Here is an 18,134-nt window from a genome sequence, read left to right on the forward strand (position 1 = left end):
GAAGCGATATGAAAGAGACTCGTATTTTTAAACAAAAGGCGCTTCTCCGACCTCTGTTGGCGCTGGTACTGACACTGGGCCTGACGGCCTGCTCTGATGGTGGGGGCGGCTCGCGAGACAGTGCGGTCGCCACTGTGGAGATCCTCAATACCGGTGATACCGCCGAAGTCTTCGAGGGTGATGAGCTGGAAAAAATTACCGACGAGGCACGGATCGAAGTGCGTCATGAGGAGGTCAGCAACCGCAAGTATGTCACTGTGTTGTCCGGAACCGCCGAGTTGGTGCGGGGGGACTACTACGAAAATAGATAGAATGGATTACCGGGGGGGCTCGACTCCCTCCCGCATTTCTCCCACGTCTGATTTTCAGCCATACTCTTCTTCAATCACTCAAGAATCGGGGACCTGAAATGCGATCCGGGACCTGCCCGTCTCTCGTCGTCCTAACAGAGGTATCCGGAAGCAACTAAGGATTTCGTGTGGCTTCATTCCAGTTCAAAGAACGACTCAACCGCGCCGAACAATGGATCCTGGCCAACCCCAACCCGCCCCAGCACTGGCCCTGGACCTGGCTGTACAAGGCCGGTCGCACCGCCTACGCGGTGGCCCGTGACGTGATCAGCGGTCAGCTCACCCTCCATGCCATGAGTCTGGTGTACACCACGCTACTCAGTATTGTGCCGTTGCTTGCCCTGAGTTTTTCCGTACTGAAGGCCATGGGGGTGCATCAGCGTATCGAGCCGTTCCTGTACCAGTTTTTCCAGCCCCTGGGCCCACAGGGGGCGGAGGTGGCCGACCAGATCCTGACCTTTGTGGACAACATGAAAGTGGGGGTGTTGGGGTCTGTCGGGTTGGCGTTACTGGTGTACACGGTGATAGCCCTGGTCCAGAAGATCGAGCGGTCTTTCAACATGATCTGGCGGGTGCCGGAAATGCGCTCGCTGGCCCAGCGCTTCTCCAACTATCTGAGCGTGATCATGATCGGGCCCTTGCTGATGGTGTCCGCCATTGGTATTTCGGCGACCATTTTTTCCTCGGCATTCGTACAGCGGTTGATTGAGATCGAGCCCTTTGGTTCAGCGGTGCTGGTGGCCAGTCGGCTGATGCCGTTCTTCCTGGTGGTGGGGGCGTTCACCTTTGTCTATGTCTTTATTCCCAATACCCGCGTCAAGCTGCGCTATGCCTTGATTGGCGGGGTGATTGCCGGTGTCTCCTGGCAGGCGGGCGGGATGATCTTTGCCTCGTTTGTGGCCGGCTCTACCCGGTACGCGGCGGTGTACTCCAGTTTCGCCATTGGCATCATCCTGCTGATCTGGACCTACATTAACTGGATGATCCTGTTGCTCGGCTCCAGCATTGCCTTTTATCTGCAGAACCCCGGCAATGTCTCCCGGGGGCGTGAAGTGGACCCCTCCCCCGAATTGCAGGAGCAAGTGGCCCTGGTACTGATGTGGAACGTCTGCAAACCCTTTGCCGAGGGCAGGCCAGCGCCCCAGCAGGAGACACTGGAGCGGGATATGCGGGTTCCCGGGGAGATAACCCGGCGCATATCCGACAAGCTGATTCGCCAGGGCCTGTTGTCCCTGGCCGGATCGTCCGGTGATCACCTGGTGCCCGGGCGCGCGCTGGAGTTGATCCGGGTCGGGGATGTGCTGGATGTGGTGCGGGCCGATGAGGAAAGGGTGGTCAGCCGCCTGCCCCGGGTTCTGCCGCCGGAACTGGTGCCCAGGGTTACCGCCGACCAGACCCGGACTTTCGCTGAGCTACTGGTCTCCAACCAGGCCTCAGCGGCTGGAGAGCCCCTCACTGAGAAGGCGTGACAGGATCTGGCGCACCCTGTCCAGTTGCTCCTCGTTGATGGACAGCAGGGGCAGCAGTTCGTCAATTCCCAGGTTGCGCTGGTGCGCGTCCCGCAATACTTCCCGGGTACCCAGGACGATGCCGTCGTTCAGCGGTGAGTGCTCCTGGTCGGGCGCTGGGCGTTCCGCGGTCAGCAGCAGGGCGTGATATCCCGGGGGCAGGCCCCAGGCGTGGGCAATTTTTTGCGCGGTTGCCCACTCATAGCGCTGCATGGCCTCATGGAAGATATGTGGGGTGGGGTGCTGGTCAGGGAATCGCTGGTCAAAAATGCTCTGTACCTCCCGCCTCAGGGTCAGGTAGGACAGCGCTGGAAGCAGGCCGACCATGAAGTAGCTGGTGCTTTCCTGCCGGTTGTTCAGGGCAATGAGTTCGGCGGCACGGGCGCAGGTGAGCCCCCACCGCCAGACCCGCTGGGAAAAGGTGGATTCGGCGGAATTTCGGGCCGCCAGCATGGGGCGCATCACCGAGGCGGAGGCGACGTTGCGGATGCCGTCGAGGCCCAGCAGGAATACTGCCTGGTCAACGCTTTCCACCGGGTGGTCGCTCACCTTGAAGAACGGGCTGTTGGCGACCTGGAGTACCTGGTTGGTCAGGGAAGCATCCCCCAGGATGATATCGGTCACTTCCTTGCGGGAGGTGGCATCGCTGGCCAGGGTCCGCATCAGGGTAGGCAGCGTCAGTGGCTGACGGGGCAATTCGTTCAGGGTGTCGTCCCGGAGGCGGGTGTCGAGTTCCCGCAGGACCTTGCTGGTCAGGGGTAACGGTTGCTCAATCTGCCGGGGGCTGCTGTCCAGAAGCCAGCAGAACAGGTGATCGTCCAGCCTTGCCCTCGGTGGGCGACAATCCGGAGTATCCACAACCCCTGGACTGAGCAGGCCGCTCCCGGTGGGTTGGGGGCTGCCCGCCGACATCGTGGAGTGGGCACCATGGCCGGAGTGGCTGGGGAACAGCCTATGTCTAATCCAGGAAACGATACCTGGCATCCGGTGCTTCTCCTTGAATCCGTCAGGGCGTCGTGGCTGGTGGGCCAGTTCACCCCTTATGCTGTCGCAGTATAGTACAGTCCGGCGTTAGGGGCCGTTGGTGAGCTTCACCGATATACCGTCCAATTGGGACCAGAGGCTTATTGCCCAGGCCCCCTGAAATCCCCCCACAGCCATTGGCACAGGGTCAGGGCCGCCACCGGTGCGGTTTCGGTCCGCAGCACCCGGGGGCCGAGAGCTGCAGGCGAAAAGCCGCTTTGCCGGGCCGCGTTGACTTCCGCTTCCGACAGGCCTCCTTCCGGCCCGACCAGCAGCGCTACACCGTTCTGGGGCGGGGCCATGTCAGCCAGCGGCTGCTCGGTGCGGTGGTGCAGGACCAGTCGCAGGTCGCAGGCTTCGCTTTGCCGGAACCAGTCGGATAACGTGCACAAGGGGGTGATGGTGGGTACCGTCGCCCGTCCGCATTGCTCGGCGGCGCTGATGGCGACCTGTTGCCAGTGGCGGATACGCTTGTCTTCCCGGTCGCCCTTCAGGCGCACGTCGCAGCGCTCGCTGGTGAGGGGCACGATGGTATCCACCCCCAGCTCCGTGCTCTTCTGCACCGCGTAGTCCATACGGTCGCCTTTGGAGATGACCTGACCCAGCAGGATCTTCAGGCGTGGTTCGCAGGTGCTTTCCTCCTTCGCCAGGATTCGTGCGCTGACCCGTTTCTTGCCCACGTCGTCCAGCTCGGCCGGGTAATTGGCCCCATCGCCGTTGAACAGCACCAGGGGCTGGTCCGGCTGCATGCGCAGCACTTTGCCGACGTGGTGGGCGGCACTGTCATCCAGGAAAACCGTCTGGCCTTCCTGTAACGGGGCATCAGTGAAGATTCGCGGATTGCGCACGGGCGTTTCCTGTTGGGAAGATCGTCATCGGGAGCGACAGGTTACCGAAACCTGTCACCCCCTGACCAGACTCCTAGTCCCGTACTGCGATATCGATGCCTTCGGTGGCCACCTGGGCCAGGTGACGGATCTGGTTCTCGGTGATGGTGTACGGCGGCATGAAATAGACCACGTTGCCCAGCGGCCGCAGCAGGGCCTCCCTGGTAAGCGAGTGCTTGTAGACCCGGATGCCACGGCGTTCCTGCCAGGGGAAGGGCTCCTTCGTCTTCCGGTCCCTGACCATTTCGATAGCCATGGTCATGCCATGCTGGCGGATATCGCCCACGTTGGGGTGATCCGCCAGATGGGCCACGGAATCCGCCATGCATGTCGACAGGGCCCGGTTGGCATTGATGACGTCGTCATCCCGGAAGATGTCCAGCGTGGCCAGGGCCACGGCGCAGCCGATGGGGTTGCCGGTGTAGCTGTGGCTGTGCAGGAAGGCCCGCAGGGTTTCGTAGTCGTCGTAGAAGGCGTTATAGACGTCATCGGTGGTGAGCACCACGGACAGCGGCAGGTAGCCAGCGGTTAGGCCCTTGGACAGGCACATGAAATCCGGGCTGATGCCGGACTGTTCACAGGCGAACATGGTGCCGGTGCGACCGAAACCCACGGCAATCTCGTCGGCGATCAGGTGCACACCGTAGCGGTCACAGGCTTCCCGCAGTTTGGTGTGGTAGATGGGGTGATGCATGCGCATGCCGCCGGCGCACTGGATCAGCGGTTCCACCACCACGGCACAGATTTCGTCGTGCTTCTCGGCCAGCAGTTGCTCCATGGCCTCGAACTGGCGCAGGGCGTATGCCTCGTCGGTCTCGCCCGGTTCCTTGTTGAAGGCGTCCGGTGACGGCGCGGTGAGCACTTCCATCAGCAGGGGCTGGTAGGTGTCCTTGTACAGGGCCACATCGCCCAGGGCGAGGGCACCGAGGGTTTCCCCATGGTAGCTGTTGGACAGGTTGACGAAGTTTTTCTTGCCCGGCTTGCCGTGGTTTTTCCAGTAGTGGTAGCTCATCTTGAGGGCGGCCTCGATGGCCGATGAGCCGTTGTCGGCGTAGAAGCACTTGTTGAGGCCCTCCGGGGTGACCTCGATCAGCCTTTCGGACAGTTCTACCACGGGTTCATGGCTGAAGCCGGCGAGGATGACGTGCTCGAGCTTTTCGATCTGGTCGCGGATGGCGCCATTGATACGGGGGTTGGCGTGGCCAAACAGGTTGACCCACCAGGAGCTGACAGCGTCGATGTAGCGGTTGCCTTCGAAGTCTTCCAGCCAGACCCCTTCGCCTTTGCTGATGGGGATCAGGGGCAGGGATTCGTGGTCCTTCATCTGGGTGCAGGGGTGCCAGACGGATTTAAGGTCACGGGCGACCAGGTCGGCATTGCGCATGGTGGGCTCCGGTTCTGTTTGCTTGTTGGTGGGTTTGTCTCTGTTAACCAGATTGAATGATACAGTTAACGGCGCTTTCTAGGAAGGTGGCAGTTTCTTGTTTGTAGATTGATTGTTTGGCGGGCTGGCCGCGTGGTACAGGGGAGGCTTTCTCCACCGCAATTCACGGTCCATCCCTGGACCGGCCTTGCTCCGCGCCTTCCCTGGCGCTGTTGCGAAATCCTCCCCTGTACCACCCGTCCGACGGACCTCTAGGAGGACTCATCAAAGATCAAAGAGCTGCCATGACGAGGTTGTGTTGTTTTGTTTGGTTGATCGGCGGTGGCGAGGGGAAAGTATTGATGGCACTCCGGGGGTGAGCGTGCGGAAGGCGGTAACTCACCTGTCAGAGCGGACTGGGGGTGGATGGGGTGATTTCGCAGCAGCGCCATGGATGGCGCGGAGCAAGGCGGGTGCCAGGGACGGCCCCTGAATTGCGGCGGAGAAAGCACCCCATCCACCCCCAGTCCAGCCCCCACACGTTGAGGGCCCAGCTTTAGATGGGGGCTTCCAGGCTGTTAGTTAGTGCTTCAAAACCCGGGAAAGGAAAGACTGAGTCCGCTCATTCTGAGGATTATCAAACACATCCTGGGGCTTGCCTTCCTCCACAATCTGTCCCTGATGGATGTAGATCACCCGGTCGGCCACCTCGCGGGCGAAGCCCATCTCGTGGGTGACCACCATCATGGTCATCCCTTCCTTTGCCAGTTCCCGCATCACATCCAGCACCTCGCCGATCATCTCCGGGTCCAGGGCTGACGTGGGCTCATCGAACAGCATCAGCCGCGGTTCCATGGCCAGGGCCCGGGCAATGGCCACCCGTTGCTGCTGGCCACCGGACAGGTGGCTGGGGTACTTGCTGGCCTGGTCGGCGATACCTACTCGCTGAAGCAGGCGCTCGGCGGTACCGTTGGCCACCACCTGGGACTCGTTCTTCACCTTCATCGGCGCCAGCATGATGTTCTTCTTCACTGTCAGGTGAGGGAACAGGTTGAACTGCTGGAACACCATGCCCACTTCCTTGCGGATCTCATGGAGGGATTTCTGGTTGCCCCCCTTGGGCTCCAGGGGGTGGCCGTCCACTTCCAGCTTGCCGGACTCATACTCCTCCAGTCCGTTCACACAGCGGATCAGCGTGGATTTACCGGACCCACTGGCGCCAATAATCACCACGACTTCGCCGGTCCTGACGGTCAGGTTGATATCCTTCAGGACATGGAGCTTGCCAAAGTACTTGTTCATGTCCTGGATTTTTACGATCTCGGTCATTGCATCCGCTCCTTAAACCGACGTCAGACCGCGCCGCTCAACAAAGCGCAGGACCAGTGAGAGAGACAGGGTGATCATCAGGTAGAGAATGGCGACCACGAAGTACACCTCGAAGGCGGTAAAGGTATTGGCAATGTAGATCTGACCCTGACGGACCAGTTCACCGACACCGATGACCGAGAACAGCGACGTATCCTTGATGGACACGATGGCCTGGTTGCCAAGGGGCGGAATCATCCGGCGGAAGGCCTGGGGCCAGACGATGGACCAGAAGGTCTGGGTGCGGGACAGGCCCAGGGAAAGCCCGGCTTCGGTCTGCCCCTTGTCGATGGACTGCACGCCCCCGCGGACCACTTCCGAAATATAGGCCCCTGAATTCAGTGCGATAGCCGCGATGCCCGCCACCAACGGATGGATCGGAGAACCAACGAGATCAGGCAGGCCGTAGAAAATGAACAGCACCTGAACCAGGATGGGAGTGCCCCGGAAAACTTCTATATAGGCGGTGGCCGGCCATCGGAAAATCGCATGCTTGTTGATGCTCAGCAGCCCGAAAATGATGCCCAGGACAAAACCGATGAACAGGCCGCCGAACGAAATCAACAGGGTGTAGGGAATCCCCTCAGCGAGATAGGGGATCGAATCGATGGCTGCCTGCCAGTCAAACTCGAACGCCACGTGGTAGTTCTCCGTTCAGTTCAATGGAAATAGCCGGGCCCCTGGGGCCCGGCTTGACAGTCGCTACTGGCAGGACAGGTTACATATCGTCCGGCATGGGGCCGAACCACTTCTCATAGATCTCTTTGTAGGTACCATCTTCCTTCATGCTGGCCAGGGCTTCATTGACGTCGTCGACCCATTCGCTGCCATCGACCAGCGCGATGCCATATTGCTGGCCTTCATACAGCGGACCAACGGTTTTGACCTCACCCTTGCCCTTGGTCTTCGCGAAATAACCAACGTTCGGCGCGTCGTAGAAGACAGCATCAACAGAGCGGGACATCAGGGCCATGTACATATCGGAGCTGCCCGGGTACGGCGTAACACCGTCGTCATTCTCGAGCTCCTGCACCAGATAGTCGTAGCTGGTGCTGCCGATCTTGGTGCCGACCTTCTTGCCTTCAAGGCCTTCGAGAGCCTCGACATCCTCGTTCCCTTCACGGACCAGAATGCGCAGACCGGAGTCGTAATAGGGATCGGAGAAGTCGACGATTTCTTCACGCTCCTCAGTGATCGTGATACCCGCAATGGCGATATCCACGTTGCCGGTCTGCAGTGCCGGAATAATGCCGTTGAAGTCCATGGTCTGCAGGTCGTACTCAAACCCGGCCCGTTTGGCCACTTCCGCGATGATTTCCATGTCGAAACCGATCATCTCGCCGGTTTCCTGATCCATCATTTCGAAGGGCACAAAGCTCGGATCCGTCACCACCTTCAGGGTCTCCGCAGAGGCCACATTGGCAGTGAAGGACAGCGCAGCAGCCACGCCAAGGGGTTTCAGCCAGTTGGTGTTCATGGGATCTCCTTTCAGATTAGGAACATACGCCTAAGAGCATAGACCAGTTACAGATGTTTTGCAGGTGGCTTGCCATGAAACTGAAGGAATCATCTGAATGTTGTCTATCAGCACTGGCACCGTGTTGCGACGCGACCTGGCAGCCCTATGGCTTGAATCAGGGCCTGAAACCCCTTATGGTCATGTGACTTTGCCCATGGAGGGATCCCAAGTGCAACGGAGCAATGCACGCGTACCTTTTCTGTTTATCATCGCCAGCCTACTGGTCCAGGCGGCGCCTTGTGCGGTCGCGAGTCAGTCACTGCAGGGCGATGTTCAGGAAAGCCGCTATACCAGTCCTTCCGGTCATATCCAGTGCGACATCAGCAAATACGATACTTCTCCCGGCTTTTTCATCGATGAGGCCTTTGACCCTGGTGAATCCGAAACTCTGAGTTTTGGTATGGACGCAGGAACTCATTTTGAGATCTGGACAATTCGGCGACAGCGAGAAGGGCGGGTTGAGTATACGCCCATGTCCAAGGATGGTTTCCCTGTCACTGGAGAAACGTTTATCCCCTATTTCTACAGTGAGCTCCCCTACGAGATAGGAAGCGTTGAACAGTTTGTGATGCACCAGGGGCACGGTGAAGTGCTACGCGTTCAGATGGACGAACAGACCCAACTACACGCCTACTGGCTCGATCAGGGCCAGGGCTGGCTGAACAGTATCCAGTTTGTGCCGACGCTGGCGGATTCACAGGAAGACGCACTGGAGCTGGAAGCTGTAAAAAGTGCGCTCGGAAACGTTCTCGAGCACTGTACCTTCAAATAGAAAGTGGAGATAAGGACATGTCTGAGTATTTGAATTTGCTTCCCTACGAAACGCCGGAAAGCCAAAAGGAAGCGGCCCTGATGCTTGCGGAGATTATTGAGATTCCGGAACGGGTTGTTCCGCGTGATGCAGACTACAATCAGGTCGTGGCGGCGATGGCTGGCTTGATTCTGTACCGCCATATCGAAACCCACCAGAGGCGGGAAGTCATGCAGATCATTGACCAGTACAAGAACTCTCATCGCCCTTTTTATGGTCAGTTACAGGGTAAGGTTGCTCTCGTTATTGCACAGCCGCGATGGGAACGCTGGTCGCTGACGAACGACGAACTGGAAGAAATTGTTGAGTTCCATAGAAAGTTCGGGCGTTTTAGCAGTGTGGCGGGGATCAATCCGGGTGCCTATGGAGTCGGTGCCAGTGTATGGCAAATGATTGCTAACGGCGTAACCAGAGGCAACGTTGTGGGATTCGCGGCTTCTGTTGTTCTGACCGGAATCGGTGAAGCTTCATACTCCACTGGCGAGACAGCGAATCGTGAACTAGAAAGGAGAACTCGGCGCACACCGGTTAATCCTTCCTCTCCAGTAAACTGAAATAACGATTATGCCGGTAGGTGGCGGTGAAATGACGTTAAGAGCCTGGTGGGGAGACCTCCTGTTCTTTGTCCTGATGTTCCTGGGGATATCGGCGTTGATGCTATTGGTAAACGTCATAACCAATACCTGGAACGGGGTATCTGGACACGCGCTGGCGACCGTCGTGGCCGGCTTGCTGCTTGTAAAGTACCGCTGGGGAAATTCGGTACCGAACTACGCTGTAGTGATGGTTTTTTCGGTAATCGCCGGTTTCAGTACGGTCATCTACTTCTTTTTGTTACAGCTTCTCGCGGGCTTGAGTTGGTGGTTCTCCTTTGATCCGCTTAGGGGATACGAACTTGCCCTTGCATTTGCAGTTAATGCTCTCGTTTTTGCGGCAACGATGTGGATTCGAGGGCGGATGGCGATCAAACGATGAATGGTGATTGTTGCCGGCTGGTGTCAGTGACCGACAGGCATGAGTGTATTCAGGGCCGGTAGTCGGGCGCGCTTGTTGAAGGGCCGTCTGGGTAGGGAAAGCCCTGCCAGCCATCGTTCAGCGGAGGCTGGCAGGGCTCCAAAAGGTCTGGGCTGTAATCAGAACGAAATCTTGTCCCGGTTGGCCAGGCCCAGGTTGTTCCAGATCTTCAGACTGGCGTCCGCCTGGTTCAGGGTGTAGAAGTGCAGTCCCGGGGCGCCGGCGGCCAGCAGCCGTTCGCACATGTCGGTGACCACATCCTCGCCGAACCGCTTGATGCTCTCGGAATCATCGCCGTAGGCTTCCAGCTGTTTGCGGATCCAGCGGGGGATTTCCGCGCCGCACATGTCGGAGAAGCGCACCAGGCTGGAGAAGTTGACGATGGGCATGATGCCCGGCACCACCGGAATGGTGATGCCCATCTTTTCCAGCCGGTCGATGAAGTAGAAGTAGCTGTCCGCATTGAAAAAGTACTGCGTGATGGCGCTGTTGGCACCGGCCTTCACCTTGCGGGCGAAGTTCTGCAGGTCTTCCTCGGCGTTGCGGGCCTGGGGGTGGAATTCCGGGTAGGCGGCCACTTCCAGGTTGAAGGTATCGCCGCTGTACTCCCGGATGAACTCCACCAGCTCGTTGGCGTAGCGTAGTTCACCTGCCGCCCCCATACCCGAGGGCATGTCGCCCCGCAGGGCGACGATGCGGTTGACGCCGCTTTCCTTGTAGATATCCAGCAGCTCGGCAATTTTTTCACGGGTACCGCCCACGCAGGACAGGTGGGGGGCCGTGGAAATGCCCTGGTTGTGCAGGTTGAGCACGGTTTCAATGGTGCGGTCTCGGGTGGAACCGCCGGCGCCGAAGGTGACCGAGAAGAAATCCGGGTCCACCTCGGCGAGCCGGTTGCGCACTGTCTGCAGCTTTTCCCGGCCCTGGTCGGTCTTGGGCGGGAAGAACTCGAAGCTGAAGCGGCGCTTGAACTGTTGTTGTGATTCCATCTTGCTGTCCGATCAGTATTTGTAGCTTTCCGGCTTGTACGGGCCTTCGACCGGTACACCGATGTATTTGGCCTGTTCCGGGGTCATCTTGGTGATCACGCCACCAAAGCCTTCCACCATGGCCCGGGCCACTTCCTCGTCGAGCTTCTTGGGCAGCACTTTGACGTAGACGCCGTTGGCCTTTTCGGCCGAGGGCAGCTCGGCAAAGCGACGCTCGTAGAGGTACATCTGCGCCAGCACCTGGTTGGCGAAGGAACCGTCCATGATCCGTGACGGGTGGCCGGTGGCGTTGCCCAGGTTCACCAGACGGCCTTCGGACAGCAGGATCAGGTGGTCATTGGCCGCCTTGTCGCGGTAAACCACGTGGACCTGAGGTTTGACCTCGTCCCACTCCCAGTTTTTCCGCATGTAGGCGGTGTCGATCTCGTTGTCGAAGTGGCCGATGTTGCAGACCACGGCGCCGCTCTTGAGGGCCTTGAGCATGTTGGCGTCACACACGTTCATGTTGCCGGTGGTGGTGACCAGCAGGTCGGTATTGCCCAGCAGGGCCTTGTCGATGCTGTCTTCGGCGCCGGTGTTCTCGCCATTGATGTAGGGAGACACGACCTCGAAGCCGTCCATGCACGCCTGCATGGCACAGATGGGGTCGGCCTCGGTGATCTTGACGATCATGCCTTCCTGGCGCAGGGAGGCGGCGGAGCCCTTGCCCACGTCGCCGTAGCCGATTACCAGGGCCTTCTTGCCAGCCATCAGGTGGTCGGTGGCGCGCTTGATGGCGTCGTTGAGGCTGTGGCGACAACCGTACTTGTTGTCGTTCTTGGACTTGGTGACCGCGTCGTTAACGTTGATGGCCGGCACCTTCAGGGTCTTCTCCCGCAGCATTTCCTGCAGGCGATGGACGCCGGTGGTGGTTTCCTCGGTGACGCCGTGGCACTTGGCCAGGATGTCCGGGTACTTGTCGTGGAGCAGGGCAGTGAGGTCGCCGCCATCGTCCAGGATCAGGTTGGGTTCCCAGCCTTCCACGTCGGCGCCCACGGTGCGCTCCAGGCACCATTCGTACTCTTCCTCGGTCTCACCCTTCCAGGCGAAGACCGGCACGCCGCTTTCGGCAATGGCTGCGGCGGCCTGGTCCTGGGTGGAGAAGATGTTGCAGGAGGACCAGCGGACGTTGGCGCCCAGTTCCACCAGGGTTTCGATGAGCACCGCGGTCTGGATGGTCATGTGGATGCAGCCCATGATGTTGGCGCCCTTGAGGGGCTGCTCGGCCTTGTACTTGTGGCGCAGGGCCATCAGGGCCGGCATTTCGCCTTCGGCGATGTTGATTTCCTTGCGGCCCCATCCGGCCAGGGAGATATCGCGGACTTTGTAGTCGCTGGTGGTGTTCAGTTGTTCTGCCGGAGTGCTCATGGTGTTCTCCTGTCGAATATTTCGTGTCTGGCGTTTCGGAAGACTTCAGGTTGGGTGCCTGGCTCCGGGGTGGGGGTTCCTGCTCCGCTGCAATTCACGGTCCTTCCCTGGACCGACCTTGCACCGCACCATCCATGGTGCTGCTGCGCAGGAACCCCCACCCCGGAGCCTCTCTAACCTTCGGGAAGTCGCTCGGTTAGATTCCGGCTGCGTCTTTCAGTGCAGCCGCCCGATCTGTCTTCTCCCAGGGGAATGCGGTAAATGTCTTGCCGCCCACGGTCATCTCGAACGGCTCGCGGCCGAAGTGGCCGTAGGCTGCGGTCTGCTGGTACATCGGGTGCAGCAGGTCCAGCATGTTGGTGATGGCGTAGGGGCGCAGGTCAAAGTGCTCCCGAACCAGCTGGATGATTTTGTCATCGCCGATCTTGCCGGTGCCGAAGGTGTTCACGGAAATGGAGGTGGGCTGCGCCACCCCAATGGCGTAGGACACCTGGATCTCGCATTTCTCTGCCAGGCCGGCGGCGACGATGTTCTTGGCCACGTAACGGCCGGCGTAGGCGGCGGAACGGTCCACCTTGGACGGATCCTTGCCGGAGAAGGCGCCGCCGCCGTGGCGGGCCATGCCGCCGTAGGTGTCGACAATGATCTTGCGGCCGGTCAGGCCGCAGTCGCCCACGGGGCCGCCGATCACGAACTTGCCGGTGGGGTTGATGTGGAACTGGGTGTCGCTGTGCAGCAGTTCCGCCGGCAGCACGTTCTTGACGATCAGTTCCATCACGGCGTCTTTGAGGTCGGCCTGGGTGACGTCTTCGTCGTGCTGGGTGGACAGCACCACCGCGTCGATACCGGTGACCTTGCCGTTCTCGTAGCGGCAGGTGACCTGGCTCTTGGCGTCCGGGCGCAGCCAGGGCAGCAGGCCGCTCCTGCGGGCTTCCGCCTGGCGCTCCACCAGCCGGTGGGCGTAGGTGATGGGGGCCGGCATCAGTACCTCGGTTTCGTTGCTGGCGTAGCCGAACATCAGGCCCTGGTCGCCGGCGCCCTGGTCTTCCGGTTTCTGGCGGTCCACACCCTGGGCAATGTCCACGGACTGCTTGCCGATGATGTTGATGATGCCGCAGGTATCGCCGTCGTAGCCCACATCGGAGGAGGTGTAGCCAATGTCCTTGATGACGCCGCGCACCAGGTCTTCCAGGTCCACCCAGGCGCTGGTGGTGACCTCACCGCCAATGATGGCCACGCCGGTTTTGACCATGGTTTCGCAGGCGACGCGGGCGTGGGGGTCGTCGGTCAGGATGGCGTCCAGTACCGCATCGGAGATCTGGTCGGCCAGTTTGTCCGGATGGCCCTCGGAGACCGACTCGGATGTGAAGATGCTGTAGTCAGACATAGCACAGGCTCCTCTTGAGCTGGGTGGGCAGGTCCTGCCCTTTATCACAAATGACGATGTTGGTTCGGGTTGTTAACCGATACGTTCTATAATGGTAACGGATTTTATATCAAAAATTTTTGATATTCATTGTCTCATTGGGCCAGATTGTCCTGGTCGGGTTTCCGGTACTCCCGCACCTGCACCTGGAAGCCGTTGCGAAGGCCGATAAACATGGACTCCCCGGTTTCCAGGCCGGCGTCATTGGCCCAGGCGTTCAGTTCCTCGGGTTCGAAGCCCAGCCACAGGTCGCCGCAGTTCTCCCGGGCCCAGTCCTGGTCGTGGCTGCGCAGGTCGCTGATCACCAGGTAGCCGCCGTCGGTCATCAGCTCGCTGGCCTCCAGGAAGATATCCGCCGGGCTGGGAACGTGGTGCAGCACCATGTTGGCCACTACCAGGTCAAACCGTTCACTCCGGGGCAGCAGGGTGGCGGTGGTGCCCTCCACCAGCTCAACATTTTCCAGTTGTTCGTCGGCGCAGGTCCGTTTTGCCTTGCGCAGCATGTCCGCGGAATTGTCCACCGCCACCACACGGGGGCAGATATCGGCGATGACCGGCAGGAAGGCACCTTCCCCGGGGCCAATCTCCAGCGCCGAGCGCCATTGGTGCCGGGCCGCCCGTCCGCGAATCAGCTCGGCGGTGGGGTCCGCATACAGGTCGAAGGCGGCAATGAGTTCCTGCTGTTCCCGGAACTGTTCCGCGTGGCGGGCAAAGAACGCCTGGGACTGATCCGCCCGCTGGTTACGAATGGCTTCGATCTTTTCCTGCAGGTGGCCTGCCACCGGGATCTGGTCGATGGTGCGGAAGATCTGGCGGACCGCGTCGTCCATCAGGTTGGTGTGTTCGGTGTCCAGGTGCAGGGGGCGACGGTAGAAGATGGCGTTGCCCTCCCGCTGGGGCTCCAGCAAACCGGCTTTGTTGAGCACCTTGAGGTGGTGGCTCATGCCTGACTGGCGTACCTCGAACAGCTGGCTCAGTTCCATGACCCCGAAGGTATCCCGGCGCAGCACCCGCAATATCTCCAGGCGCAGCGGATCGCCGCAGGCCTTGTAGAGTGGGGCGAGGGCGTTGAGGCCCTGGGGTGGTTGTGGGGTGTTGAGACTGTTCATGGTGGCAAGTCTAGGGGGTGTTCAGCGCTTGATCAACATGTATATCAAAAAAAATTGATATACGACTTCAGCGGCTTCGGATATCCACACCGGCAAACGCGCGATGTTGATTTGCTCCCGTGGGCACTAATCGGCGAAAATACGCGCCTTTCTTTTTCCTCAATGTTTCCTGACCCAATACTGGAGAAACGTCAATGCCGTCCCGTAAAGATCTCGCCAACGCCATTCGCGCGCTGAGCATGGATGCGGTTCAGAAAGCCAAGTCCGGCCACCCGGGCGCGCCCATGGGAATGGCGGATATCGCCGAGGTGCTGTGGAACGATTACCTCAGCCACAACCCGGCCGACCCGAAATGGGCCAACCGTGACCGCTTTCTTATGTCCAACGGCCATGGCTCCATGCTGCAGTACTCGCTGCTGCACCTGAGCGGGTACGACGTGTCCATTGACGACATCAAGAACTTTCGCCAGCTTCATTCGAAAACGCCGGGGCACCCCGAATACGGTTATACGCCGGGCGTTGAGACCACCACCGGCCCGCTGGGCCAGGGTATTGCCAACGCCGTTGGCTTCGCGGTGGCCGAGAAGGCCCTGGCGGCCCAGTTCAACCGTCCCGGCCACAACGTCGTGGATCACTACACCTACGCCTTCCTGGGTGATGGTTGCCTGATGGAAGGCATTTCCCACGAAGTGGCCTCCCTGGCCGGTACCCTGGGTCTGGGCAAGCTGATCTTCTTCTATGACGACAACGGCATTTCCATCGACGGTGAGGTGGACGGCTGGTTCACCGACGATACGCCCAAGCGTTTCGAATCCTACGGCTGGCAGGTGATTCCGGCGGTGGACGGCCACGATGCCGACGCCATCCGCGCGGCGATCGAGAGTGCCCGTGCCAACACCGAGCAGCCCACCATGATCTGCTGCAAGACCATCATCGGTTACGGCTCCCCGAACAAGCAGGGCACCGAGAGCTGCCACGGCGCGGCACTGGGTGAGGACGAAATCCAGCTGACCCGTGAGAAGCTGGGCTGGAACCACGGCGCTTTCGAGGTTCCCGATGACATCTATCAGGCCTGGAATGCCAAGGAGAAGGGCGCCGCCGCCCAGAAGGCGTGGGACGATGCCTTCGCCGCCTATGAAAAGGCCGAGCCGGAGCTGGCGGCCGAGCTGAAGCGCCGCATGAACGGCGACCTGCCGGCAGACTTCGCGGACAAGGCCAATGCCTATATCCGTGAGTGCCAGGAGAAGGGCGAGACCATCGCCTCCCGCAAGGCGTCCCAGAACACCCTGAACGCCTTTGGCCCGGCATTGCCGGAACTGCTGGGCGGTTCCGCCGACCTTGCCGGATCGAACCTGACCATCTGGAACGACAGCAAGCCGCTGACCAGAGACGATGCCAGCGGCAACTACATCTATTACGGTGTCCGTGAATTCGGCATGGCCGCCATCATGAACGGTATCGCCCTGCACGGGGGGTTCGTGCCCTACGGCGCCACCTTCCTGATCTTCATGGAATACTGCCGTAATGCTGTGCGCATGGCGGCGCTGATGAAGCAGCGCTCCATCCTGGTGTTCACCCACGACTCCATTGGCCTGGGCGAGGACGGCCCCACGCACCAGCCCATTGAACAGCTCGCCAGCCTGCGTACCACGCCGAACATGAGCACCTGGCGCCCGGCGGATACCGTGGAGACCGCAGTGGCCTGGAAGGCGGCGCTGGAGCGGACCGACGGCCCCACGGCACTGGTGTTCTCCCGTCAGGGCCTGCCCCACCAGGACCGGAATGACAAGCAACTGGCGGATATCGCAAAGGGCGGGTACATCCTGTCCGACGACAAGGGCACCCCCGACCTGATCCTGATCGCCACCGGCTCCGAGGTCGGTCTGGCCCAGGATGCGGCGGGCAAGCTCCGGGAGCAGGGCCACAAGGTCCGCGTGGTCTCCATGCCCTCCACCGATGTGTTCGATGCCCAGAGTGCCCAGTACAAGCAGAAGGTGCTGCCCCTGGACGTTACCAACCGCATTGCCATCGAGGCGGCCATTGAGGACTACTGGTACAAGTATGTGGGCCTGGATGGCCGGGTGATTGGCATGAGCAGCTTTGGTGAGTCGGCCCCGGCGGGTGACCTGTTCCGTGAGTTTGGCTTTACCGTCGACAATATCGTCGACACCGCTGTTGATCTGCTGGATAACTGATGACAAAAGGCGCTCCTGCACGTATTGCAATCAATGGCTATGGCCGTATCGGCCAGTGTGTGCTGCGCGCCCTGTATGAGAATGGCTACCGCCAGCAGTTCCAGGTGGTGGCCATCAACGAGCTGGCGGACCTGGCGACCATTGCCCACCTGACCCGCTACGATTCCACCCATGGTCGCTTCCAGGGTGATGTGCGCACCGATGACGATGCGCTGGTGGTCAACGGGGATCGTGTGGAAGTGCTCCGGCATGCGGACCCTGCCGACCTGCCATGGGACCGGCTGGATGTGGACCTGGTGCTGGAGTGTTCCGGCTCGTTCAGTGACCGGCTGACGGCGGAGCAGCACCTGGCGTCCGGCGCAAAGCGGCTACTGTTCTCCCAGCCGGCGGAACCCGACGTGGACCGCACGGTGGTCTACGGGGTCAACGACCGGGACCTGACACGGGAGGATCGCATCGTGTCGGCGGCCTCCTGCACCACGAACTGCCTGGTGCCGGTGATCAAGGTGCTGGATGATGCGCTTGGGGTGGAACAGGGCAGCACGACCACCATTCATGCGGCCATGAATGACCAGCCGGTGATCGACGCCTATCACCATCAGGACCTGCGCCGTACCCGTAGCGCGCTGCACAACATCGTGCCAGTGAATACCGGCCTGGCCCGGGGTATCGAGCGCCTGCTGCCGCACCTGGAGGGGCGCTTCAACTCCGTGGCCATGCGGGTGCCGACCATGAACGTGTCCGCCATCGACATGGTGCTTAACGTGCGTGAAACCACCTCGGTGGATGCTGTCAATGCCGTGCTGGCCAACGCCGCCAATGGGCCGCTTAAGGGCATCCTGGGGTACACCGATGAGTTGCTGGCCAGTTCCGATTTCAACCACGACGCCCACTCCGGCATTGTGGATGGCGGCCAGACCCGGGTGACGGGAGGCTGCATGGTGAAGGTGCTGTGCTGGTTCGACAATGAGTGGGGCTTTGCCAACCGCATGCTGGATGTGAGCCGGCGTTGGTTGAGCCTGTGAATCAAGCGCCGGACTGAATGGTAGTTTACCCCCTCTCCCCTGGAGGGAGAGGGCCGGGGAGAGGGGGAGAGTCCCGCTAAGGGTATGCCTTTACCCCCCCCCTCTCCCTAACCCTCTCCCTCCAGGGGAGAGGGGAGGGA

17 protein-coding genes are annotated in these 18,134 nt (G+C 60.4%); 7 read left to right on the forward strand and 10 right to left on the reverse strand.

Annotated features, from left to right (window positions below):
- The first annotated feature begins 8 nt into the window (after positions 1-8).
- Together RO069_RS12945 and RO069_RS12950 are read left to right on the forward strand one after the other, a co-directional pair.
- Entirely contained in the window at positions 9-311 is a 303-nt protein-coding gene (locus RO069_RS12945; RefSeq protein ID WP_328188044.1) for a hypothetical protein, read from the forward strand.
- A gap of 167 nt (positions 312-478) precedes the next feature.
- Positions 479-1,819, forward strand: a complete 1,341-nt coding sequence (locus RO069_RS12950) for a YihY/virulence factor BrkB family protein (RefSeq protein WP_328188045.1) — start codon at positions 479-481, stop codon at positions 1,817-1,819.
- Here the strand turns inward: RO069_RS12950 and RO069_RS12955 are convergent.
- The 6 genes from RO069_RS12955 to RO069_RS12980 all read right to left on the reverse strand — a co-directional run bounded on the left by RO069_RS12955 (position 1,784) and on the right by RO069_RS12980 (position 7,976).
- Entirely contained in the window at positions 1,784-2,842 is a 1,059-nt protein-coding gene (locus RO069_RS12955) for an HDOD domain-containing protein (protein ID WP_328188046.1), read from the reverse strand. The genes RO069_RS12950 and RO069_RS12955 overlap by 36 nt on opposite strands.
- Positions 2,843-2,982: 140 nt before the next feature.
- Positions 2,983-3,729 (reverse strand): 16S rRNA (uracil(1498)-N(3))-methyltransferase, encoded by a 747-nt coding sequence (locus tag RO069_RS12960; protein ID WP_328188047.1) that lies wholly within the window; start codon positions 3,727-3,729, stop codon positions 2,983-2,985.
- A gap of 73 nt (positions 3,730-3,802) precedes the next feature.
- Positions 3,803-5,152, reverse strand: coding sequence for an adenosylmethionine--8-amino-7-oxononanoate transaminase (locus tag RO069_RS12965; RefSeq protein WP_328188048.1), 1,350 nt, complete (start codon positions 5,150-5,152; stop codon positions 3,803-3,805).
- 561 nt (positions 5,153-5,713) lie between these two features.
- Entirely contained in the window at positions 5,714-6,460 is a 747-nt protein-coding gene (locus RO069_RS12970) for an amino acid ABC transporter ATP-binding protein (RefSeq protein ID WP_328188050.1), read from the reverse strand.
- 12 nt (positions 6,461-6,472) lie between these two features.
- Complete coding sequence (locus RO069_RS12975) at positions 6,473-7,138, reverse strand: amino acid ABC transporter permease (RefSeq protein WP_328188052.1); 666 nt, start codon at positions 7,136-7,138, stop codon at positions 6,473-6,475.
- 79 nt (positions 7,139-7,217) lie between these two features.
- Positions 7,218-7,976 (reverse strand): transporter substrate-binding domain-containing protein, encoded by a 759-nt coding sequence (locus RO069_RS12980; RefSeq protein ID WP_328188053.1) that lies wholly within the window; start codon positions 7,974-7,976, stop codon positions 7,218-7,220.
- 97 nt (positions 7,977-8,073) lie between these two features.
- Here RO069_RS12980 and RO069_RS12985 point away from each other — a divergent pair, with 97 nt between their 5' ends.
- From RO069_RS12985 to RO069_RS12995, 3 genes are read left to right on the forward strand one after another with little or no spacing between them, the layout of a single operon-like run.
- Positions 8,074-8,790, forward strand: a complete 717-nt coding sequence (locus tag RO069_RS12985) for a hypothetical protein (protein ID WP_328188054.1) — start codon at positions 8,074-8,076, stop codon at positions 8,788-8,790.
- Positions 8,791-8,807: 17 nt separating this feature from the next.
- Positions 8,808-9,383: a hypothetical protein gene (locus tag RO069_RS12990; protein ID WP_328188056.1), complete on the forward strand. Its 576-nt coding sequence runs from the start codon at positions 8,808-8,810 to the stop codon at positions 9,381-9,383.
- 31 nt (positions 9,384-9,414) lie between these two features.
- The gene (locus RO069_RS12995) at positions 9,415-9,804 is read left to right on the forward strand and encodes a hypothetical protein (RefSeq protein ID WP_328188057.1); all 390 of its coding nucleotides are present in this window, start codon (positions 9,415-9,417) and stop codon (positions 9,802-9,804) included.
- A 158-nt stretch (positions 9,805-9,962) separates the two neighbouring features.
- Here RO069_RS12995 and metF read toward each other — a convergent pair whose 3' ends face one another.
- From metF to RO069_RS13015, 4 genes are all read right to left on the reverse strand, one after another.
- Entirely contained in the window at positions 9,963-10,832 is an 870-nt protein-coding gene (gene metF / locus RO069_RS13000; protein WP_328188059.1) for a methylenetetrahydrofolate reductase [NAD(P)H], read from the reverse strand.
- A gap of 12 nt (positions 10,833-10,844) precedes the next feature.
- Entirely contained in the window at positions 10,845-12,239 is a 1,395-nt protein-coding gene (gene ahcY / locus RO069_RS13005) for an adenosylhomocysteinase (protein WP_328188060.1), read from the reverse strand.
- A 196-nt stretch (positions 12,240-12,435) separates the two neighbouring features.
- Positions 12,436-13,626 carry a methionine adenosyltransferase gene (gene metK, locus RO069_RS13010; RefSeq protein ID WP_328188061.1) on the reverse strand — a complete coding sequence of 397 codons (1,191 nt, stop codon included), beginning with the start codon at positions 13,624-13,626 and terminating at the stop codon, positions 12,436-12,438.
- A 134-nt stretch (positions 13,627-13,760) separates the two neighbouring features.
- Positions 13,761-14,774, reverse strand: a complete 1,014-nt coding sequence (locus RO069_RS13015) for an ArsR/SmtB family transcription factor (protein WP_328188063.1) — start codon at positions 14,772-14,774, stop codon at positions 13,761-13,763.
- A 194-nt stretch (positions 14,775-14,968) separates the two neighbouring features.
- Here RO069_RS13015 and tkt point away from each other — a divergent pair, with 194 nt between their 5' ends.
- Positions 14,969-16,969: a transketolase gene (tkt, locus tag RO069_RS13020; protein ID WP_328188064.1), complete on the forward strand. Its 2,001-nt coding sequence runs from the start codon at positions 14,969-14,971 to the stop codon at positions 16,967-16,969.
- Positions 16,969-17,994: a type I glyceraldehyde-3-phosphate dehydrogenase gene (gene gap / locus RO069_RS13025; protein WP_328188065.1), complete on the forward strand. Its 1,026-nt coding sequence runs from the start codon at positions 16,969-16,971 to the stop codon at positions 17,992-17,994. The genes tkt and gap overlap by 1 nt, the downstream gene beginning before the upstream one ends.
- Positions 17,995-18,134: the final 140 nt, after the last annotated feature.

It is taken from the genome of Marinobacter sp. OP 3.4 (assembly GCF_036224885.1).
Taxonomy (GTDB): Bacteria; Pseudomonadota; Gammaproteobacteria; order Pseudomonadales; family Oleiphilaceae; genus Marinobacter.